This window comes from Lujinxingia vulgaris (assembly GCF_007997015.1).
GTDB classification, from domain to species: Bacteria; Myxococcota_A; Bradymonadia; order Bradymonadales; family Bradymonadaceae; genus Lujinxingia; species Lujinxingia vulgaris.
In genome coordinates this window covers 12,453-36,465 of the sequence record NZ_VOSM01000006.1, presented here as the reverse complement: position 1 = coordinate 36,465, position 24,013 = coordinate 12,453, and the positions used below count along the sequence as shown (strand labels likewise).

Annotated in this window: 6 protein-coding genes; 3 read left to right on the top strand and 3 right to left on the bottom strand. The window is 65.5% G+C overall.

Features of this window, described 5'->3' with window-relative positions; all coding sequences use genetic code 11:
* Positions 1-718 precede the first annotated feature (718 nt).
* On the top strand, positions 719-1,951 hold the full coding sequence (locus tag FRC98_RS13080; RefSeq protein ID WP_230467584.1) for a serine/threonine-protein kinase: 1,233 nt from the start codon (positions 719-721) through the stop codon (positions 1,949-1,951).
* A gap of 160 nt (positions 1,952-2,111) precedes the next feature.
* Positions 2,112-4,907, top strand: a complete 2,796-nt coding sequence (locus tag FRC98_RS13075) for a VWA domain-containing protein (protein ID WP_146981889.1) — start codon at positions 2,112-2,114, stop codon at positions 4,905-4,907.
* A gap of 598 nt (positions 4,908-5,505) precedes the next feature.
* On the opposite strand, the gene FRC98_RS13070 is transcribed toward FRC98_RS13075, so the two are convergent.
* The 3 genes from FRC98_RS13070 to FRC98_RS13060 are packed head-to-tail and all read right to left on the bottom strand — an operon-like array spanning position 5,506 to position 19,295.
* Entirely contained in the window at positions 5,506-7,278 is a 1,773-nt protein-coding gene (locus FRC98_RS13070) for an acyl-CoA carboxylase subunit beta (RefSeq protein ID WP_230467583.1), read from the bottom strand.
* Positions 7,278-7,889, bottom strand: coding sequence for an acyl-CoA carboxylase biotin carboxyl carrier protein subunit (locus tag FRC98_RS13065; RefSeq protein ID WP_230467582.1), 612 nt, complete (start codon positions 7,887-7,889; stop codon positions 7,278-7,280). The genes FRC98_RS13070 and FRC98_RS13065 overlap by 1 nt, the downstream gene beginning before the upstream one ends.
* 57 nt (positions 7,890-7,946) lie before the next feature.
* Positions 7,947-19,295 carry a type I polyketide synthase gene (locus FRC98_RS13060; protein WP_230467581.1) on the bottom strand — a complete coding sequence of 3,783 codons (11,349 nt, stop codon included), beginning with the start codon at positions 19,293-19,295 and terminating at the stop codon, positions 7,947-7,949.
* A 919-nt stretch (positions 19,296-20,214) separates the two neighbouring features.
* On the opposite strand from FRC98_RS13060, the gene FRC98_RS13055 reads away from it, so the two are divergent.
* Positions 20,215-23,979 (top strand): tubulin-like doman-containing protein, encoded by a 3,765-nt coding sequence (locus FRC98_RS13055; RefSeq protein ID WP_230467580.1) that lies wholly within the window; start codon positions 20,215-20,217, stop codon positions 23,977-23,979.
* Positions 23,980-24,013: the final 34 nt, after the last annotated feature.

The window sequence follows — 24,013 nt, the reverse complement described above, 5'->3', positions numbered from 1 at the left end:
CTCCGACCGACAACCCGCGCTGCCCCACCTCTAAACTGATCGTTGTTGATACGCCGAATGGCTTCGCTCAATGCGCCTTCCCGCCCATCAAAGGTGGTCCCCCCGCTGCCAGATTCAACGTCGCCCGCACACCTTACCATTCCCGCTCAAATTGTCCCACATCTTCTTACAGATCCCCCCGGGTGCCAGGCCATCGATCGTCGTCACCATCACAACCCGCGACCGCGGTGCCTGGCACTCGTACATCTCAACACACATCGAAATCCGCCGCGGTGCCTGGCACTCGGACATCTCAACACGCATCGAAATCTGTCGCAGTGCCTGGCACCCGGACATCTCAACACGCATCGAAATCTGCCGCAGTGCCTGGCACCCGGACATCTCAACACGCATCGAAATCTGCCGCGGTGCCTGGCACTCGCACATCTCCCACATTTCACCGTGGTGCCTGGCACCCCTACATCCCCCACATTTCGCCGCGGTGCCTGGCACCCCTACATCCCCCACATTTCGCCGCGGTGCCTGGCACCCGGACATCCCCCACATTTCACCGCAGTGCCTGGCACCCGGACATCCCCCACATTTCACCGCAGTGCCTGGCACCCCGACATCTTCCCCACCGCCAACTCCTTTACTCTTGCCACCTTTCCCCACAGAGGCCATCATAGCCCGCCGCGCCCCCTTTCCTCGTGATCTGCCCGTTGCTCGAGTTCCCCCCATGGCCCTGATGCCCGCTGCCGGCGACATCGTCGACGATGTCTTCCGCGTCGAAGAAGAAATCGACAGCGGCAACTTCGGCGCCGTCTACAAAGTTCGCGATCTGCTTGAGCACCGCACCCTCGCGCTCAAGGTGCTCAAGCCCGGCCCCCACGACGAGAATGAGCTGCGCCAGCGCTTTGAGCGCGAGGCAAGCCTCATCTACAGCCTGCGCCACCCCCACGTCGTCCAGGTCTACTACTACGGCCAGACCGAGTCGGGCCTGCCCTACATGGCCATGGAGTACCTGCAGGGCACCGACCTGCGCTCCTTGCTCCAGCACCACGGCGCCCTCTCCGAGGCGCTGGCGCGCCGCATCACCATTGAGGCCCTGGCCGCCCTGCACGCCGCCCACGCCACCGGCATCGTCCACCGCGACTTAAAGCCGGCCAACATCTTTTTGGTCAACGATGGCGACCGCGGACAGGTCAAAGTTCTGGACTTCGGCTTTGCCAAAGCCCTCGATGGCGAGACCGACTTTGAGATCACCAACGCCGGCACCCTGGTGGGAACCCCCGCCTACATGTCGCCGGAGCTCGTGCACAAAAAGAACGTCGGCCCCCAGGCCGACATCTACGCCTTAGGTTTGATCCTGGCCGAGATGCTCACCGGCGAAAAAGTTGTCGACATCGAAAACGTCTATGACACGATCGTCTTTCAGGGCTCCAAAAAAGACATCAAACTCCCCCGTGAGCTGCGACGCTCGGTCTTTGCGCCTATTCTGGAGCGGGCCATCGCCAAAGATCTCAGCCGCCGTTATCAGAGCGCCGTCGAGATGATCGACGCACTGCGCGCCCTCAACCTCGAAGGCGTCGGCCCCTACACCGACGATGTCCCCCTGACCAGCGCCCCTCCCTCCACCGGCAGCGCCGACCAGCAAGCCCACACTCGCCCCCGCTCCGACGGGCGACCCTCGCTGGTAGAGATCGACCAGGCCCTGGCCGACGCCTCCGCCCAGCACCTGGTGCTCGAGAGCGAGCCCACCGTCGACTACCTGCGCCAGGCTCAACCTCGGCAGCCCGGCTACCGACCCACCGCGCAGATGCCCGCCGTCTCACGCAGCTCGACGGCCACCATGGCCACCGCCCTGCCTGAAGAGCCCGCCGAGGAGGGGCGCTCCGCCTGGGTGGATATCGCGCTGGGACTTGTCGTCGGCGCGATCGCGCTGGGTGCGATCCTCTTCTTCTTCGCCTGACCGCTCGTTTTCCCGGCCCCATCCCCACCTCTCTAAATACACGCGCGTGACTTCTTCGCGTGTCCTGACAGGGGGACACATTGGCGGCGCGCTGGCGAAGCGCCTCGCTCTACCTTAGGGTGGGAACATCGACGATGACCTCCGAACGAAGGTTGCCCGCGTGCTTACCTCTGCCCCTCGCCATGATGACTTCCGCTCTTCCCGCTTCGCGCCACGCCTGACCGCGCTGCTCATCACCCTGGCTGCACTTCTCTGCGCTCCCCCGCTCATCGCCCAGGAGAGCGCTCCGGCCCACAGCGCCCAGTCGCGCAGCGTTCAGTTTCTGATCGTCGTCGACGACTCCGGCTCCATGCGCGTGCGCACCGCCGAGGGGCCGGCCGCCGACCCGGAGCGCCTGGCCATCTTCGCCACCCGCTCCCTCTTAAGCATGCTCGACGATCGCGATGAGGTCAGCGTCCTGCGCCTCAACGGCGCGCGCGAGGGCGAATCCCCGATGCCCATTGCGCCCCTGGCCGAGAACCGCGCCCGCCTCCAGTCCATGCTCGCCAACGACGGCCCCGTCGCCGCCTACCCCGGCAAACTCACCCCCTGCGCCTCAGCCCTCGATGCGGTGCGCGACGAGCTCAACCGCGCGCGTCGCCCCAACACCGCCCAGGTCGTGCTTTTTCTGACCGATGGCGAGTGCAACGACGCTCAAATCAACGCCGAGCGCTACCTCGACTCCATCGACTCTCACCAGGACGAACTCTTCCAATTCTACCTCCTGCGCTGGCGCGGACGCGTCTTCTCGGAGTACCTGGTCGATCTTGCCCGAGAGAGCGGCGGCAGCGTCGGCGAGGTGGGCGCTGACGATCCCACCGACCTGCTCGGCCCCTTTGCCAATGCCCTCTCGCGCTCCCAGGGTTACAGCGCGCATCTTCTCCGCCCGGGCACCACCACCATCCCCGCCCACACCGGCGCCCGCCGCATCCGACTTCTGGCCGTCGCCCCGGATCAGGGAAGCGAACTTCGCATCAACCTCAACTCCCCGGCAGGCCAGCCTAGCACGCTCGGCGCCTCCCGCAGCGGTCTTCACCAGTACGAAGACGGCAAACGCTACCGCTACGTCGCCCTCGACTATGAACCTGGCACCGCGCCGGTCACCGTCCAGGTCTCAGGCGGCGCCAACCGCTGGCGGGTGGTTGCGCTGCCCGACTACCGTCTCTTTGTGGAGACCCGCGTCCAGCAGGGGCGCTGCGGAAGCCAGGGCGAAGACACGAGCTATGTGCAGGTCGGCGCAGGCATCTGCGTGACCCTCTCGCTTGTCAATGAAAAGGGCCAGGCCGTCAGCGCCGACGTCGCCTCCCGCGGCACCGAGGCCGCCCTCCTCTACCAGGAGCCCGGCGCCCGGCCGCGCCGCCTGCCGGCGGCCGCCACCGACGAGGCGGCGATCTTCCGCTTTGAGCGCGTCAACCTCCAGGAGGGCGACCACATCCTCTCCCCGCGCATCACGCTGCCCTCCGCCCAGGGCACCCCGGTGACCCTGCGCGGCGCCGCGCGCAACCTCCAGGTCTCCACCCGCCGCATCTCGGCGACACCGGCCAACCTGGAAGCTGGCGATCTTTTGCCCGGCACCGATCATTTTCAAGAAATCCTCATCGACGGGAACTTCCCCGCCACCCGCGCCCGCCTCACCGTGGCCCGCCCCGCCGATCTTCCCGAATGCGTCACCTTCGCGCTCAGCGGTGTGGCCACAGACCAGGCCCAGACCATCACCCCCGGCCAGTCCTACACCCTGGAGACCCGGGTTGCCCCCTACTGCGGCCCGGTCGATCTGCGCCGCACCCTCGACAACGCTCTGCGCCTGGAGTTCGACCGCGGCGCCCACTCCATCCCCATCCCCACCCTCACCATCCCGGTGCGCGCCGAGCTCATCAGCCAGTTCGCCGCCCCCACACAGATTGAGACCACCCTGCGCGGCGGCCAACTCCGCGATCTTCGCGTGAGCCTCTCCGGAAACCACCGCCGCGCCCAGCGCTTCGACGCGGTCATCCTCCCCACCGACGAGCGCACAGGCTGGCCGGGCGAAGACCTCCGCCTGACCTTCCTCGATGCTAAGGGCAACGCCCTCCCCGAAGGCGACCAGGGCCAGGTCACCACCGAAGTCGTGCACTCGCCAGGCACCGCCCCGGACGCCGCAGACTCCAGCGCGCTTCTTACCCTGCGCCTGCGCGCCGACGCCTGCTGCGAGGCCGGCATCTACACCACCGAGATCGCGCTCGTCCCCCGCCAGGGCGCAAGCGCTCCGGTGCGCCTCCCGCTGACCGTGCAGGTGGAGGCGGCCGGGCTGTGGCGCTGCTGGGGCACCACCATCGCCCGCACCTTCTTCATCCTGCTCCTGCTCCTTGTGCTCGCCTACATCTTCAACATGTGGCGCTCCAGCCATTTCCTCGACCGCGACCGCCTGGCCGACCGCCTCGTCCCCCTCTACTGGAGTGACTACGGAGAGACGCGCCCCCAGACCCGCTCCGCCGAAGATGTGCGCCGGATGGTCCGCAAAAGCCTCGGGCTCTGGCCGCGACTCAAAGCCTGGCTTGCCGCCAACCCGCTGGTCTTCGGGCTGCCCGGCCGCGACTACTACGAGAGCGCCGAGCTTGTGCTCGACGCCACGCGCAACATCCACCGCAGCCGCCTGCGCCTGAGCCACGAGCGCGAACTTCTCACCGAACTTCGCGCCAACCCTCGCCGCGGCCTGGCCAAGATCTACACCACCGCCCAGGGAGGCATCTCTTTCTACGCGGTACCCGCCGAGGGCAACCGCCTGGGCGTCTTCGAGCTTCAGCGTGAGTTCGACGACTTCACAGACCCCACCCTGGAGTTTGAACCCAAACTCATCAACCTTCGCCGTCGCACCGAGCTCATCGCGATGCACTCCGACCGTGAGCCGGACACGATGGCCGGGTGGCGTATCGGCTAAACATGGGTGCCGGTGATGTGATCGAGTGCCTGGCACCTCGGCGGACATGATGTGTCCGAGTGCCTGGCACCACGGTGAATTCACTCTGTCCGAGTGCCTGGCACCACGGTGAAATTATTCTGTCCGGGCGCCTGGCACCTCGGCGACATCATGTTGCGCGATGGCCTGGCACCTCGGCGAAATCAGTTTGCGCGATGGCCTGGCACCTCAGCGAAATCAGTTTGCGCGATGGCCTGGCACCTCGGCGAAATCTTTCTGTACGAGTGCCTGGCACCTCGGCGAAATCAGTTTGCGCGATGGCCTGGCACCTCGGCGAAATCTTTCTGTACGAGTGCCTGGCACCTCGGCGAAATCAGTTTGCGCGATGGCCTGGCACCTCGGCGAAATCTTTCTGTACGAGTGCCTGGCACCTCGGCGAAATCAGTTTGCGCGATGGCCTGGCACCTCGGCGAAATCTTTCTGTACGAGTGCCTGGCACCTCGGCGAAATCAGTTTGCGCGATGGCCTGGCACCTCGGCGAAATCTTTCTGTACGAGTGCCTGGCACCTCGGCGCCAACACCATGTCCGGATGCCTGGCACCTCGACGAAACGCCTCCCTCAGAGCGGCCCGTTCCCATGCCGTTTAGGCGCGCTCCACTCCCGCTTATTGAGCATCACCCGCAGATGCCGATAGAGGCGCCAACGCGTCTCACAGGGCTCGATCACCGCGTCGATATAACCGCGCTGGGCGGCGATGTTCGGGTTGAGAAAACGCTCCTCATAGTCGGCCCGCAGCTCCGCGGCGCGCGCCTCCGGATCGTCGGCCGCTGCGATCTCTCGACGATTGAGCACCTCGACCGCCCCGTTGGCGCCCATCACCGCGATCTCTGCGCGCGGCCAGGCCAGGTTCACATCCCCGCCCACATGCTGCGAACTCATCACGATGTACGCGCCCCCGTAGGCCTTTCGCAGAATCACCGAGAGCTTGGGCACGCTGGCCTCGCAGTACGCGTAGAGTAACTTCGCTCCGTGGTCGATCACCCCGCCGTACTCCTGCTCCCGACCGGGCAAAAACCCGGGCACATCCACCAGGCTCACCAGCGGAATCCCAAAAGCATTGCAGGTGCGAATAAAGCGCGCCGCCTTGCGGCTCGCGTCAATGTCGAGCACCCCGGCGTTGACCAGGGGCTGATTGGCCACAAGCCCCACCACATGCCCGCCCAGGCGACCCAGCCCCACCACCACATTCTTTGCCCACCCGGCCTGCACCTCCATAAAGGTGTCGCGATCGACGACCAGCTCCACCACCCGACGCACATCGTAAGGTTTGCGGGGGTCGGCGGGCACGATCGCATTAAACGCCACATCCATCCGCGCCACATCATCCCCGGGCGCCACAAAAGGAGGCTCCTCCCTGTGGTTGGAGGGCAAATAACTCAGCAGGCGTCGCACCTGGCCAATCGCCTCCTCATCACTGCCCCACCGAAAATGACTCACACCGGTGCGCTCCGCGTGGGTGCGCGCCCCGCCCAGATCCTCGACCGTGATATCCTCAAAGGTCACCGTCTTGACCACCTTCGGACCGGTCAAAAACATAAAGCTCGACTGGTCGACCATCCCCACAAAGTCGGTCAACGCCGGCGAGTAGACCGCCCCGCCGGCGCAGGGCCCGGCGATGACGCTGATCTGCGGAATGACGCCGGAGGCGGCCACATTGCGCCGAAAGATCTCCCCGTAGCCCCCGAGCGCATCGACGCCCTCCTGAATCCGCGCGCCCCCCGAGTCATTGATGCCCACAAAGGGCGCCCCGGCCCTCATCGCCAGGTCCTGCAATCGGGCGATCTTCTGCGCGTGCGCCTGCCCAAGACTGCCTCCCAGCACCGTGCGATCCTGGGCGTACGCAAACACCGGCCTGCCCTCAATCAGCCCGCTTGCGGTGATCACGCCATCGCCCGGGATCTTTTTCTTCTCCAGCCCGAAGCCCTGCGCGCGGTGGGTGACCTCGGCTCCGATCACCTCCAGCGTCCCATCGTCAAACAAGCGCTCCAGACGGGCCATCGCAACGCTCACTTTCGCTCGCGCCTCCCAGATCACCTCGGTGCCGGGCATTCGATCTTCTTGAACTTTTTGACCACCTGCACGGGTGCCTGGCACTCGATCTTCTTGAACTTTTTGACCGCCTGCACGGGTGCCTGGCACCCGATCCTCTTGAACTTTTTGACCATCGGTACGGGTGCCTGGCACCCGATCCTCTTGAACTTTTTGACCACCTGCACGGGTGCCTGGCACCCGATCTTCTTGAACGTTTTGACCACCTGCACGGGTGCCTGGCACTCGATCCTGCGACTTCACCACCGATTGCAGCTCGACCATCTCATTGGACTGACTCATCACAGCTCCTCGTTTTGGTTCGACTCACCGGCATCCCAGCGCATCAACACGTCGTCTTTCCGCACCGTCTCACCAGGGCCCACGCACACCTCGCCAATCACACCGGCGTGCGTCGCGTAGAGGGTGTTCTCCATCTTCATCGCCTCGATCACCGCCAACGCCTGACCACACTCCACCCGCTCTCCCGCAGCCACCTCCACCGAGAGCACCACGCCGGTCATCGGAGAGCGCTGCACATCCTCAGCTGACACCGCCGCAGCCGGCGCCTTACTGCAATCGCGGGCGCTGCGGCTGAGCACCACCTCGCCAGCCGAGCGCACCGTCGCGCGGCGCGCTTCCCCTCCCGCAGCACTCGCCGCAGTGCCTTGCACCCGAACCTCACCCGTAGCGCCGGCGACCGTGCCCACTCCCAGGGTGTGTTCGACTCCATTGACACGCACCACCACGCGGCCGCCTTCCTGGCGCCCGACCAGCTGCACGGCCACCTCTTTGCGTTCTCCCCACTCCTCCACCGGCGACTCCACGGTGGCGACCCACTGCCCCCGCGTCGCCTCTCGGATCTGCACCAGGCGCTCCCGTCCGCCATCCAGCTCAACGACATACTGTGCCATCATCTTCTCCAGGTTCGCGTATCTCACCGACACCTCGCGTACTGCTTGCGCGGGCGCTCAGACCTTCCAGGGGGACACCGGCTGACGCATCACCGACGACCGGTCCTCCGGCTCCGCACTTCCTCCCCACACCCCGCGATGCCTGAGCAACGCGACGACCGCGGCGAGTTCCTCTTCGCTCAGGGGTTTCGCACCGGTGCCAGGCTGTCGCGCTTCTTGATCTTCTCGAACCCTCGCACCGGTGCCAGGCTCCCGAACTTCCAAATCTCGAAGATCTTCGCCCCATGCCCGGGCCACCGACTGCGCAAAGCCCCCCTCAACCCGAAGCTCCACCTCCATCGCTCGCACACCGAGCTCCGACTGTCTGGCGTGCGCCTGGCCATGCAGCACAACCTCCACTGCCGCCCGCAGTCGACCGGCCGACACCCGACCTGTGCGATCGCCTGGCGCCGCGACATCATCCTCGCGCACCGCCACGATCTCGATCTCCGAGGCGCTCAGCTGCAATCCCAGCCCCAACGCTTTGGACACCGCCTCTTTGACCGTCCACAGCGCCGTCTCCCGCTGGCCGGCGACGAGCGAACCCACCGCCAGCGCCCGCTCCCCGGCGCTGAAGTAAGCGCTCCCAAAGGCCTCCGATCGCGCCTCCAGCGGCTCCAGATCTACGCCGAGACGACACCTGGCGCCGGGCATCGCCACCACCGCCACCGCCTGACCGGAGGTATGCGTGAGGCTCAACGCCGGCAAGCGCCGGCCCCCCGAAGTCCCATCTCTCCACCGAAGCTGCGGCTCCCCGCTGGCATTCTTAAACACGCAGATCGCGCTCGAATCGATGCGCTCCCCGTAAAACATCAGCGCCCAGCACCGCGCCGCCTCCCGGGCCGCAAGACGCGCCGCCAGCCACTCCCCACGCCGCTGCGCGCTGCGAAGCCGCTCATAGCCCTCAAGCTCCGCGGCGCTCAACACCTCGTCGAGACGACCTCCCAACCCATCCAGCATCGCCTGCGCCTCGGCCGCGCTCAGCCGCACCTCCAGATACGTCGCAGCCTTGCCGGGGGCCAGGCGATCGCGCGCATCCAGCGGGGCGTGCGCTACCATCTCAACACGCTCCATCACCTGCAGCAGACGACCATCATAACCCCGCACCTCCACATCAAACGCGATCGTTCCCTCGGCCGCATCAACTCGCCGATGCGCCCGCACCAGCAGCGGCTCACCCACCGAGGCCTGCCCGCACATGCGGCTTTGACCGATGCCCAGCGGCAGGTAGGTGCGCCCGTGATGCATCAGCCCCCACAGCCCCACCGCCTGAAGCCCGAGCTCGCGCACCAGCGGGTCGCTCACCCAGCGCTGCGCCAACATCCCGGCCATCAGACGATGATTCGAAATCGCACCGGTCGCCAGGATCGCGTCCTCATGATGCCAGACCTCCCCGCTCAGCAGCTGAAAACTCCCGGTATGAAAAAAGCGCTGATAAATCGCATCGCGATCGGGCCCCTCGCACCAGCTTTTTTCAGCAGCCCCCCATGCCGACAGCGCTAACTCATGTGCCAGGGGAGTCCCGCAGAGTACCTCCGCTCGAAAATGCTCCTGACGCACGGTCCTTCCGGTGCGCACCACACGCTCCGAGCTCACCCGTACCTCGACCCGCGCGCAGCCTCGCTGCTGGCCCACGACCCGGGCCGTGGCCAGCGCACGAACCGGCTCGGAGTGCGCGAGTTTAAGTGCCCGCTCAAAACGCACCTCCCGAAGTTCGGCCACCGGCTCTCCGGTCAACACCATCGCCGCCGCGCTCATCAACTCGTAGCCCATCACCCCGGGCACAAGCTCGTTGCCCTCATAGCGATGGTCACTGAGAAAATGATCGCGCTGCGGATCAAAGATGCGCTCGACCACCACCTCATCGGAACCCGTAGTGACGACCCGATCGATCAACGCAAAACTCGTCACAGTGCCAGGCACTCGATCTTCGCAGTGATCTGCACGGGTGCCTGGCACCCGATCTTCGGGCACCCGATTTTCATGATGATCTGCACGGGTGCCTGGCACCCGATCCTCCCCAAGCTCACCCAACTCCCCGGCCACCACGAACTCGCCAGTAAGACCACGCTCCAGCGACTCCCCGACCATCGGCGCTCCGATCTCCGGCGGCAAAAACTCCACCCCCTTCGCCTCCAGGATCGTGCGCATCGAACCCTCGACCGCCATGCCCACCTCATCCCAGGCCGTCCAGTCGATCGCCAGTGCGCGCAACGCGCGACCGCTGCGTCTGGCGACCTGGTTGATCTGCATCACCTGGCGAGCGAGCGCGTCATTGGCCGCCGCATAATCGGTCTGCCCGGCGTTTCCAAAACGCCCGGCCACGCTCGTAAACGCCACATAAAACTCCAGCCCCCGATCGCCCAGCGCGCGCCAGAGGTTAACGCCCCCCACCGCCTTGCCCCGAAAGACCCGATCGAAGGCCTGCACATCCTTGTCAGCCAGAAGCCGGCTGTCCTCCACGCCCGCGCCATGAATCACGCCGCTGACCCTCCCGAACCTCGCCGCAACCTCAGCCACCAGGCGCTCGACCTGCCCGGCGTCGGCCACATCACAGCTGAAATACTCGGCGCGCGCGCCAGCATCTCGCATCCTCTCTAGGTTGGTGACGATCTCCCGCTGGGCCTCCAGCGGCCGCAACTTCTGCCGCACCGCCACCGGCGTGGCGCGCTCCCCGGAGGCCTTGAGCGCCTCCTTGATGCGCGCCCGCTCCGCCTTCAGATCCACTCGCAGCGGATCGGGATGCGTAAGCGGTGTGCGCCCCACCAGCGCCAGCGCACACTTAAAGCGGCGCGCCAGATCGACACAGACCTCCGCGGTGATCCCACGCCCCCCGCCCGTCACTAGAATCACCGCGTCGGGCCCCGGCGCCTGATGCACATTGGGAGTCTCAAGAAGATCGGAAGCCTCAAGCACCACCGGGCGGTGACTCAAACCTCCCGCAAGCCCCACCTCACAGTCGCTTCGACCCTCCACAAGTTCCCAGACCACCTCGGTGGCCAGCCGCTCATCGAACTCTTCGCCGGCGACATCCACCACCTTCACCCGCGCCCACTCCCACTCACGCGCCAGCGACTTGCTAAACCCACTGACCGCTCCCCCCGCAACGCTCGGTGTCGATCCCGGACTCAGACCAAAACAGCCCCCCATCATGGTCACGCTCATAAAAGTCGCCGCAGTGCCTGGCACCCCGGCTTCTTGAACTTCCGCCGCAGTGCCTGGCACCCCGGCTTCTTGAACTTCCGCCGCAGTGCCTGGCACCCGATCCGCGTGATAGGCCTCAAACGCCCGCGCCACATGAAAAGTCTGGCGCGCCGCCCAGTACACCTCGTCGGCATCTTCCTGCGCCCCGGCCACGCCCAGAAGATTGATCACCGCGTCAACCCGACGCTCCTTAAAGACGGCGAGCAGCATCGCCTCATCGCTCAAGTCGACCCCGGCCTCATCGAGTGGTCCCCGACGCCGGTCGCTGGCCAGGCGCACCACCTGCGCCCCAAAATGGCGCAGTGTGCGGGCAAAAAGCTCGGCCACCAGCACCGGCCCCCCCACCAGCGCCACCACCCGGTGGCGAAGCTCCCGCTGCAAGCGCAACACATCAATCGCCTCGCCGCCCACAGCCTCAATGGCCACCGGTCGCATCGCAAAAGACGAGTTCTGCGCCCCGGCCACAAGCCCCGGCGCCGGCCGACGCGTCTCATCGGGCGCCGGCATCGACGTCGCCGAAGCTCCGTTGAACACCTCCGCAGACGACTTTATCGCCTGCGCCGGCGCCCCCCCTCCAACCCCGCCAGGTGCCGGCATGGGAAGCCCGGGCAGAATCGCATCTGCCCCCTTATGCGGCTCGCGCGCTCCGGGCGGCCGATCCTCCGGCTGTACCGGCCGCAACCGCAACACGCGCGACGCCACCTCCAGCTCATAGCTCGCAGCCCCGCTCACCTCCCCCAGCCACCTGCGGTAGCGCGCCGGATCGAAGACCCGCTGCTCCCGACGCGCCCGGTACCTGAAGAGCGCCAGCGCCAGCTGGCTGCCAAAACCCGCGGCCAGCCGCAGCGCATAGTCCACCGGGTAGCTCCCGCCCTGACTCAACCTCAGATCCCCGAGCTCCGGATCGGGCTCCTCGAAATTCGCAATCGGCGGCACCACCTGGCGCTGCAGAACCTTCATCGCCAGCACATCCTCAATGCCGGCGGCCATCGCATGTCCGGTAAAGCCCTTGGTGTTGGCGATCACCACCCGATTGGACTGCTCGCCAAAGGTGCGCCGCAGCGCGGCGATCTCCGCCGACGCGCTCCCGCCCCGCGCCGGCGTGTAGGTCTCATGCGAGATGAACACCGTGCGATCGGCGATCACCGCTCGCTGCACACCAAAGCGCTGCTCCACCTCGTCGACCAATCCGGAAACCTCGCCAGCGATATGATCAACATCGAGACGCGTGGGGTGATGGGCGCTGTTCACAAAACGCGTGGCCAGCACATCGGCGATGGGCTCAATGCCCCGGGCCTCGGCCAGCCCCGCCTTCTCCACCACCAGTGAGAGCGCACCCATGCCGATGATCATGCCGTGGCGACGCCTGTCGAAGGGGAGCGCCGCCCGACTCACATCGCTCTCGGTGGTCGCCGCGCCGGTGGCCAGAAAACCGCTTCCGATCCACTCCATCAACGTGCTGCCGCTGGCCTCATCGGCCGACAGAATCAGCACCCGCTTGCAACGCCCGCAGCGAATCCAATCCTGCGCCATGCCCACCGCGGTGGTCGTCGACGCACACGCATTGTTGATCTTCGTATTCGGACCGCGCGCGCCCACAAACTCGGCAAAACGCGAGTTCGCAATCCCCAGCACCAGGAGCAAGAAGCGGTGATTAAACTGGTAATCGTCGCTTGCCTGCGCCCGAAGCTCCTCGATCAACGCGTCCTGCCCGGCAAAGGCCGACGCAAAGATCACCCCCGTCTCTCGCCCCACCGCCTCGGGCAGCGTCCAGCCGGTGGTCACGCGTTTGCCGGTGGTCGTCTCCCGGTAGCGCGGCACCAGCGGCAACCCGGCATCACGCAGCGCCTCAAAGCCCGCGGCAAACGCAAGCTGACTGGTACGATCGAGCGAGGCCCGCAGCCGCTCCGGCACTCCCCACTCCTCCAGATCAAAGTCGTCTCCGAGGCCGGCGAGTTTGATGACCTCGGCCATATCGGTAACGGGGCGCATCTCGCCGCCGCCTCCCTCATGTTTCTGCAAGCGCACGATGCGATTTCCGACCATCGCCTCACGCGCTTTCACCGGCACCTGCCCGATCATATTTTTGCCGGCCAGGAGCTCATCGATGGCATGCCGCCTGAAGATCGCCCCTTCTCCCGGAAGCCCCACCGCACATCCCGAGATTTCAACATCGGCCGCCACCGCGTGACGTGCCGGCTGGTAAGGCACAACTCCGTCAAGCGGCGTCGCGTCCTTTTCCATGAGAGCGCTGGCATCGACGTGATCGAAGGTCGCAGCGCGCCCCGCATTGTTGGGAGTCGCATCGATCGTGGCAGCGCGTGACTCTGTACGATGGCCTGGCACCACGTCTGCACGATGGCCTGGCACCCGGTCTGCACGATGGCCTGGCACCGCGGCTGCACGACTGCCTGGCACCGCGGCTGCACGATGGCCTGGCACCGCGGCTGCACGACTGCCTGGCACCGCGGCTGTACGATGGCCTGGCACCGCACCATCCCCCATCATCCCCACACGCTCCGCCACATAATCCCCCATGCGCCTCAACGTCGGATACTCCGAGAGACGAAAACTCTCATCCCGTTCCAGACCATAAAGCTCGCGCACCTGCGCCATGATCTCGGCCTGTTTGACCGTATCGACCCCGAGATCCGCCTCCAGCTCATAGTCGACCTCGATCTCTTCGGCCTCATAGCCCGTCTGCTCGCACAGCACGCGCATAAGCTCTGCATCGATCGACGCTCGATCGACTGCAGGCGACGTCGCATCCCCGGACACTACATCTGCACGACTGCCTGGCACCTCGTCTGCACGACTGCCTGGCACCCGGTCTGCACGACTGCCTGGCACCTCGTCTGCACGACTGCCTGGCACCGCGTCTGCACGATGGCCTGGCATCTCGACATCACTAACGCGCGCCTCACCCGGCCGCCACACTCCCGCCGCCCACATCCCCGCCAACGCCTCATAGAGCGACGCCACATCCCCCTTCTTCGGATGGTTCGTATGCAACGAAAGGTGCGGCCTCCCCTCCAGAATGCTCCCCACAAAGGAGGCCTGCGCCCGCTTGGGCCCCACCTCCACAAACGCACGCGCTCCCCCTGCGTACATCGTCTCAATCACCCTGATAAATTGCACCGGAGCGGCCACCTGCTCGGAGAGCAGATCGCGAATCGCATCCTCACAGCCCGCCACCGAGGGGTAATACCCGCCGGTCACGTTGGTCAGGATCGGTACCTGCGGCGCACGCACCTCAATATTCCCAAGATGCCGCCGCAAGGGACCGCTGGCCGCGGCAACCACCTCCGTATGAAAAGCGTGACTCACCGGCAGAAGCGGCGCCTGAAGCCCCATCTCCTCAAACAGTCTCACAGCCTGACGCACCGGCTCACTCAACCCCGCGATGATCGTCTGCGTCGGACAGTTGATGTTCGCGCAGACCACATACCCATCGATGCGATCGAGCACCGGCTGCACCACCTCCACCGGCGCGCTCACCCCGGCCATCAACCCGGTATCACCGTTCATCGGCGTAACTTTGGCCATCTCCGTTCCCCGCGCGGCCACCGTGCGCAGCGCGTCCGCAAAGCTCATGATCCCCGCCGCCACACACGCCCCGTACTCCCCGAGGCTATGCCCGGCGACCATCTGCGGCCGAATCCCCAACTCACCGAGCAGGCGATACAACGCGATATCCGCGGTCAGCACCGCAGGCTGGGTGATCTCGGTCTGCGTCAGCGCCTCGAACGCCGCGCGCTCAGCCTCAGCTCCCTCCAGCGCTCCCGGGTCGATCACCTCACTGAGCCGGCGCCCGATCACATGCATCATCACCTCATCGGCCTCCTCAAAGGTGCGACGCACCACCTCGAAGCGCTCTTTGAGCGCCGAGAGCATCCCCAGGTACTGCGTGCCCTGCCCGGGAAAGAGCATCGCCAGCTTCCCACCCACCGGGGACTCGCCAAGCACGATCCCCTGGTTAGCCAGCACCTTCCAGCCCTTCTTGCGAGTCGCCGCACGCTTTGCGCGCTCCAACCGCTCTTGCAACTCCTGCACATCGCCAAAGGCCACCGCCAGCCGCACGCCCTCCTGAACCTCACCAGGTCGCTCGCCAGCCTCCTCGCCATCAAGCGGCAAACACCACGGAGCAACCGCTACCATGCCACCGCGCGCAAGACGCTCCATCACGTCATCGATCACGACCTCCAACTCCCCCACCGATGCTGCACTCAACCCGAGAACGCCCTCGTTCGAATGCCTGGCACCCGATCCAAGATCACCTCGCATGTCCGAGTGCCTGGCACCCGATCCAAGATCACCTCCCATGTCCGAGTGCCTGGCACCCGATCCAAGATCACCTCCCATGTCCGAGTGCCTGGCACCCGATCCCGGTTCACCTCGCATGTCCGAGTGCCTGGCACCCGATCCGGCTTCCGCACCCATGTACGGTTGCCTGGCACCCGATCCAACCTCAGCACCCATGTACGGTTGCCTGGCACCCGGCACGCTCCGCCCGGGCCGATACTCCTCCAACACCACATGGAAATTCGTCCCCCCGAACCCAAACGCGCTCACCCCCGCCCGCCGCACCTGCCCATCAAACACCTCCCAGGGCTGCGCCTCGGTCTGCAGCTTGAGCCGCGTCCCCTCTAACTCCAGCGCCGGGTTCGCCCGCTCCACCCCCAGCGTCGGCGGCAACACCCTGTGTTTGAGCGCCATCGCCGCCTTGATCATCCCGGCCGCTCCCGCCGCCGACTTCAGATGCCCGATCATCGACTTGACGCTCCCCAGCGCCACCCGCTCCGCGGCCCAGTCGCCCCGATCCTCGCCGAGCGCCGCGCGCAGGCTGGCAACTTCCGTCGGATCCCCCACCGGCGTGCTCGTCCCGTGCGCCTCAAACAAACTCACCGAGCGCGGCCCAAACCCCGCGTCTTCATACGCTCGGTCCAGCGCGCGGCGCTGCCCGTCCGGGTTCGGCGCGGTAATCGCCTTGCCCTTCCCATCACTTGAGCCTCCCACCCCGCGAATCACCGCATAGATCGAGTCCCCATATTCGATCGCATCACTCAAGCGCTTGAGCACCAGAATTCCGGCTCCCTCCCCCATCACAAAACCGTTCGCTCCCTGATCAAAAGGCCGCGACCCATCGGGCGAGAGCGCTCCGATCTTCGAAAATTTCACAAAACTCGTCGGCCCCATCGTGCGGTCGGCGCCGCCGCACACCACCATATCGTACTCCCCGCTTCTCAAGCCTCGGACCCCGGCCTCAACCGCCGCCAGACTCGACGCACACGCCGCATCCGTCACAAAATTTGGCCCGCGCAGATCGAAGACCTGCGCCACGCGACCGGCGATCACATTCGCCAGCTCCCCGGGCATCGAGTCCTCGCTCACCTCCCCGAGCTCCCCCTTAAAACGCGCCTCCACCTCGGCCAGAAGCGCCTCGCGCTGCGCCCCACTCAGCGCACTTGAAGACAGCGCCATCAATGCCCCCCGCAGCGCCTGATCCATCTTCGGATAGAGGATCCGCAGCGTCGAATCATCCCGCAGATCCCCCCCCAGCGCGTTCCCCAGAATCACCGCGCAACGATCCCGCTTAAACTCTTTTTCCAGATACCCCGCATCCTCCAGCGCCTCGTGCACCGCCTCCAGGCACAAAAGCTGCGTCGGATCCACACTGGCCACCACCCTGGGCGGCATCCGAAAGCGACGCCGATCAAACTCAAAGCCCTCAATCCACCCCCCGATCTTGCTGTAGGTCTTATCCGGCGCATTGGGATCTTCATCGAAATAAAGCGCCGGATCCCACCGGTCCGCCGGCACCTCTTTAATGGCCGAGACCCCGAAGAGAATATTCTCCCAGAACTTCGCCGCACTCAGCGCCCCGGGCATCTTCGCGCCGATGCCCACAATCGCCACCGCCCGATCCCCATCGACCATCACGCCATTCTTACGCTCAACCATCGTCATCCCCTCTCGCTGTATCGATTTCAGATCTTCGCCCTGTTCGATTGCCTGGCACCTCGTCGAAACACTCGCCACCATCGCCTCGTCCGAGGGCCTGGCACCCGGCACCATCGCCTCGTCCGAGGGCCTGGCACCCGACACCATCCCCTCGCCCGAGGGCCTGGCACCCGGCACAATCCTCTCGCCCGATGGCCTGGCACCCGGCACAGTCCTCGCGTCCGATTGCCTGGCACCCGACACGATCGCCTCGCTCTGTTCGGGAGCCTGGCACCACGCCCACCGCTCCTGCGCCCAGCGCCTGGCCACCTCACTTACCTCCCAGTGCAACGCATCGATCGAGTCCGCCGCGCACAAGCGCACCCCCTGCCCGCAGTGAAAAAGACCGCTCTCAAGCTGCTCCTCCTCACTCAGCTGCTCAAAGCGCGCCCCGCCCTCAGCCAGCACCTCCGCGATCCGCTCGGACTTCGCCGCCGCCCGCAACCCTCCCAGGTTGTCGCGCTCATAGAGGTGCTTTCGCTCGCTGAGTTTCACCCCCTCCTTTAAGCGCTCCACCTCCCGCGCCAGCACACGTCGCGCCGCCGGACTCATCAACACCCGCGTCGGCGTATTGACCGACTCCCCCATGATCACGGTGCCAGCCGATCGTCGCGCGACCTCCTGATAAGTCCGACTCACCGCCCCGCTCTCCACGGCCTCCCGGCACATCAAGTACGCCGTCCCCATCTGAATCCCCACCGCCACCCCGCACCGATGCAACCCGAAGAGCATCGCCGCAGCCGCCGCCGCGCTCGCCGCGCTGCTGATTCCCCCGGCCACCACCACCGCAACCTCCGACGGCTCAACCCCCGACGCCAGCGCTTCCTCAACCGCAATCACCCCCATCTGCCACAGCGCCAGCGCCCCCAGCGTGCCCACATGCCCCCCGGCTTCCGATCCCTCCCAGATAAAGCGGCGCTGCCCCTGTTTAAGCGCCGCCTCCAGCACCCCGGGCGTCGGCGTATGCAGATAGGTCGGCACGCCCTGCCCCTCCAACACCATCGCCTGCTCGGCGCTCCCGGCGGCCACCAACCCCAGGAAGTTCCCGCGTTTCCTGGACATCGTCGCCATCTCATCGATATGCGCATCCCGATACGGGTTGGCCTCAAGCCCGATGATCCCCGCCCCGAACGGCGCATCGCCCAGACACTGCGCCGTCGATCCGATCACCCGGCAAGCGACGTCAGTCGGCATATTGCCCAGCGCAAGCCAGGGCAGCGCCCCGGCATCCACCACCGCCCGGGCAAACTCGGGAGTATCACTCACCTGAGCCATCGGCCCCTGATGGATCGGCAGCCGCGTCCCGTTAACGCGAGCCACCCCCTGACCCTCGGCCAGCGGAAAGTCGTCGACCAACGCCCCCATCACCCCCATCACATGCTCGCGCACCCCACGCACCGCCGCCCCCACGCTGCCGTAACGCTCACGAAACACCCTCGCCAGCGCCCCGCCCTGCCCCATCGGCCACAACTCGCGCTTCGGATCGATCGCCTCCCAGCGCTCAAACCGACGCGATCGCACCTCTTCCAGATAGGCCCGCGCCCCTCCCTCCTGCTCCTGATCGACATACGCGATCTCGCGCGCAGCCAGCTCCCGCGTCGGCCGCGTCGCCAGCAAGGACCACGCCCGATAACGCGCCCCCACCACAACCCCCAGACAACGCGTATCGGTTGCCCCCACCCGCTCAAGCACCTTCACCGCCTCCGACGAAGGCGCCATCCCCTCACACAACCACAACGCCTCCTCCAGCACATACCCCGACGCCCCCGCCACCATCACCGCCGCCGCCGTATCCGGCCCCATCGCCCCCCGCACCACCGCCGGCACACCCACCTCACCACGCACTCGCCCCAGCAACACCAGCCCCGACTCTTCCCCGCAAAGCCCCCCGGCCTCCAACCCGCAGATCACCACCCCATCTGCCCCCAGGTCAGCGGCGACTGCAGCCTCCTCGACCGAACACACCTCCACCCAGACCCGCAACCCCGCACCTTTTGCAAATTGCACTTTACGACGCAACGCGTCGTCGTCGAAACGATGTTCGCACGCCAGCACAACCCCCGACACATCGCACCACCCGCCGACATCATCGCCCGGCTCAACCCTCCCCCAATCACGAGGTTCCAGCCGCGCTCCAGCCGCCTCCCGCGACAGCCACACCACGCTCGCTCCGGCCTCCCTGGCTTCGACCTCCGCACCAGACCCAGACGCAACCGATTGAAAATAAACAAAAACCTGAACTTTATCCGTCGACCGAATATCTTGCATCAGTTCCTCGTCCTCTCGTGGTTTGCCCCACCCCCGGTCTTGCTGAGCGTCTACTCACTAGAGGACGAAATTCATCATGACAAGCTATAAATCATTAATTTTATTGAATGAATAGCCATTCACAAACCCCAAAACCATGAATGACACACCAGTCACTACAACAACTTACAAACGACTGACCAATCAGTTTAAAACCTCCCACTCAACAAATGAATCACCAGTCAGCACTACGATTTCAACATGAATGAATCCTCAGTCATTTTCTCATTGCTCGACAACGACGCCTGCCGCTTCGCCTGGCACCCGTTTGAAACCTTCTCGTACGAATGCCTGGCACCCCTTCATCTGCATCTCGTTCGAGGGCCTGGCACCCCTTCATCTTCGTTCGGGTGCCTGGCACCCATTCACCTGCACTTCGTTCAAGTGCCTGGCACCCATTCAAAACTCTCTCGCTCGAGCGCCTGGCACCCGTTTGAAACCTTCTCGTACGGATGCCTGGCCCCCGGTCAAAACTCTCGCGCTCGATTGCCTGGCACCCCATCAAATCACTCGCGCTCGATTGCCTGGCACCCCATCAAATCACTCGCGCTCGAGGGCCTGGCACCCCAACATCATCCTCCCCCCCGAAATAATCTTGCCCCCACCCGCCTCCATCCCCGATACTCCCCCCTACTCCACACCCGAGACGTCACGGACGACCTCTCGCCAACCCACGGACGGACCTCGCTGCTCCCGCGAGGGGACCCCTGCCTGCGACCGCCTGCTGCGCGATCGCCTGACACCCTTCCCCTTGCCACCCAGAAGGCCTCCCACGATGGCGAACCGTCAAAACCTCGTAGTCGACGAACTCCTCACTCGCCCCAGCAACGTCTGCCCCACCCTCTTTGTGGGCCTGGGCGGCTGCGGCTGCCAGATCGTCATGCGCGTCGCCCGGCACCTCAAGACTCGCCACGACTACGCCGAGCGCTACAAGGACCTGACGAAATTCGCCCTCATCGACACCAACATCAACGATCTGGAGCTTCACCGCGAAGACGCCGACGAGTCCTTTCTCATCAGCGACTTTGAAAAAGAAGCCTACGCCAACCTCGCCAGCGGCAAGCTCTTCTTAGAGGCCGACGACTACTTCACCCAGTGGGTCCCCAAAGACTACCGCTTCCGCGCCGGGGACACCGCCGGCGCCGGCCAGATCCGCATCGAATCGCGCCTGGGCTCCTACTACCAGATGAAGCACGGCGACCTTGTGCCCCGCTTTCGCCGCCTGCTCGAGTCGCTCAAACGCCACGAGCACGGCCACCGCCGCCTGGACACCTCCGAGATCCGCATCGTGCTCTGCTTCTCGATTGCCGGCGGCACCGGCTCGGGCTCCTTCCTTCCCCTGGCCTACATGCTCCGCGACCAGGCCCGCGCCCTGGGCAAACCCAACATGCTCGGCGTCTGCGTGCTCCCCGCTGTCTTCGAGGACAAAACCGGCGCCAACAAAGACGGCACCTTTGCCAACTCCTACGCCGCCCTCAAAGAAGTCGAGCACCTGATGAAGCTCGGCTCCCCCGAGTCTTCCTTCTTCCCGGCCGACGGCATCGAGTTCCACTACGATCCCTCCGACACCTCCAAGCGCGCCGTCCGCGAAAAACCCTTCGAGTTCCTCTACCTCATCGACAAACCCGAGAGCTTCTCGGTCGACCGCCCCGTCGATGCCGCCGCCGACGGCCTCTACCTCCAGCTTTTCTCACCGCTCTTCGCGGTCCAGGCCGGCGACTACGACAACTACACCCAGCACCAGCGCTTCCTCGTCCCCCACGACTTCGAGGCCAAAGGCATCCCGGGCTTCTCCAGTTTTTACGGCTCCTACGGCGCCGCGGTGCTGCTCGTCCCCACCGACGGCCTTGCCGAATACAGCGCCCGCGCCGCAGCGCTTAACATTATGCGCCAGAGCTTTCTGGGCGCCATCCCCGCCGATCCCCTCTACAACAGCCTGCGCTCCCACCCCGAGCCTTTTTACGAGGTCACCGAACGCGACGACGACGAAGACGCACGTCCCGTCAAAATGGCCGACTTCGTTAAAAAAGAAGAAGGCATCCGCCATCTTCTTCGCGACCGCCTCTTCCAGAAACGCGTCCGCCTCCTGGCCCGCTGCGAGGCCGATGCCGGCGAATTCGGCAGGTTCATGGCGATCTTCCGCCACGGTCATCGCCTCGGCGAAATTCCCCGCGAAAACGCCACCTGGGCCCTTGACCCCGAGCGCCTCACCCCCGACCGCGAGCAGCTCGCCGACCGCGGCATGAACTTCTCCATCGGCGCGCTGACCTTAGAAGCCCTCTGCGGCCCCAAAGCCGGCGCCCAGCCCGGCCTGCTCTCTGCTGCGCGCCGCGCCATCGAATCCGCCAGCGAAGAGCTCGAGGCGGAAGTTTCGATCGAACGAAACACCCTGGCCCGCGACCTCGTCGGGCGCGCCCTCTACTGGTCCGAAGACCTCAAACGCCGTGGCCAACGCGTCCTCGACCAGGGCTACACCCAGCACGGCATCGCCTTCCCCGGCTTAGAGGAACTTCTCGAGCTCAACTTCCTGGCCTCCGACACCGAAGACGTCAGCCTGGCCGCCAAACGCTTCGCCGTACTGGCGATGCGCGACGAGCTGCGTACCGAGATGCGCCAGCCCCCCGCACCCGCACCCTTTGAGCTCGACGGCGTCGACGACGACGAGAAGATCAAAGAAAAAGACGCCCCCGATCTCATCCGACGCCTTATCGACCAGGCCATCGAGCGCGCCACCCACGAACTTCTCACCCACTTCATCGAGCAGCGCACCGCCCTTCGCGACAAGCTCTCCGAATCGCTGCGCATCCTGCGCGTCCTGGAGCAGGGTTTTGACGACTTTGAGCGCGACCAGACCCGCCAGCTCGAGCGCCTGCGCGAGCAGGGCGATCACTCCACCAACCAGTTCGTGCTCGACGCCGAGGCCTTCCAGATCGAGAACGGCCGCCGCATGTGGGACTTCTTCTACGCCGACCGCGTCGCCCCGATGCCCGAGCTCGCCATGAGCAACCCCCGCATCCAGCAACGCTTGAGCGGCACCGTGCGCGACTTGAGCCTGCGCGGCTCCGGCTCCACCACCGCCACGCTCAACCAGCTCTTCGACGCCCTTAAATCTTACGCCCTTACCCACCTCGACACGACGCTCTGCGGCGATCCCAAAATCGCAGATCCCGCCCGCCGCGACGGCCTCACCCTGGCCCAGGCCCTGGAGCTTGAGGTCGTCTACCGCGCCCTCTACATGAGCAATCTTGAGGAGATCCAACAACGCAAAGACGCCGCCATCACCGAGGTCGTCGCCCGCTACCGCGCCCAACCCGCCGAGCGCCGCCTCGACCTCAACGAGGCCATCCACCAGGACTACCTGCGCGACAAGATCCGCCGCGTCGTCAACGAACGCGCAGATCTGCTCGTCAGCTACGACGAGTCCCGCGACCAGCACGGCGGCGTACGCCCGAACCACGTCTTCCTGGCCGCTATCGACGAGTCCTTCCGCGACACCACCGTCGAGCGCGCGCTTGACGGCGCCAACCTCGGCGGCATGCGCTGGGTCAAACAGGGCTGGCACAACCCCCGCCAGATCGTCTTCTACCGCGCCGTCCTCAACGTCCCCCTCTACGTCTTCGGCCGTATGAGCGAGATGAAGGACCATTACTACCGCTTCAAAAACCTCTCCAAACGCTCCAAGATCCTGCACATCGACCGGTCCTGGGAAGACACCCTCCCCGACCTCGACCCCGACACCGCCCAGGAACAGCATCGTCAGGAGCAGATGCGCGCGAACATCGTGAACTTCGCCGCCCTCTGGACCCTCAAAGATCCCCTGACCAACCAGGGCTACATCGTCCTGCGCGATGGAACCTACCTGTTGCGCGACCCGCAAAACCCCACGTCGCTGCAAAACGCCACCTCCGACAGCTCCGCCGGCTTCAAGCCCCTGGGCGATCGCCTGGCACCGGCCATCAACGCCCTGCCCGACGCCCTCGACGCCGAACGCGTCAAATACCTCCCCTACCTCCAACTGCTCACCGCGGTGCGCGAAGGCATGGCACCCGCCGTCCTCCAGCAGATCGTCAAACTCCCCTTCCACTGGCGCAAAAACCGCGACGAGCTCCGCACCCAGTACGGCACCTCCCCCTCCCCGGTTCAGCAACTCAAACTGAGCGACTTCACCGACGCCTTCAACCGCCTGCGCGAAGCCCTCGACGGCCTGCTCGAGCACCTGCGCAACATCGAGACCGAGCGCCTCACCCTGGGCGGCGACGCCAGCGCCAACGCCGCCGGCCTCTCCTCCGCCCAGGCCGGCGAAAACCTGCGACAGAGCGTAGAAATCCTGCGCGGCTTCCAGCAGGGCTGGCAATCGATGGAGCAACCCGAGCGCTCCACCTCCGTGCCCCCCTCCTTCCGCTCACTTTTCCGTCCCCTGGCCGAAGAAGAGCTGCACGACACGCTGGAATCCCTTCGGATCGGCACCTCAACTTCCGACAGTACCCATGATCGAGTGCCTGGCACCCGGACATCACCTGCCCTCGACGAACAGGACTGATACGACCCGCTCGAGTGCCTGGCACCCGTACATC

Coding starts and splice junctions, on each gene's coding strand:
- FRC98_RS13080 (WP_230467584.1), top strand. CDS start 719: ATGGCCCTGATGCCCGCTGCCGGCGACATCGTCGACGATGTCTTCCGC.
- FRC98_RS13070 (WP_230467583.1), bottom strand. CDS start 7,278: ATGAGTCAGTCCAATGAGATGGTCGAGCTGCAATCGGTGGTGAAGTCG.
- FRC98_RS13065 (WP_230467582.1), bottom strand. CDS start 7,889: ATGGCACAGTATGTCGTTGAGCTGGATGGCGGACGGGAGCGCCTGGTG.
- FRC98_RS13055 (WP_230467580.1), top strand. CDS start 20,215: ATGGCGAACCGTCAAAACCTCGTAGTCGACGAACTCCTCACTCGCCCC.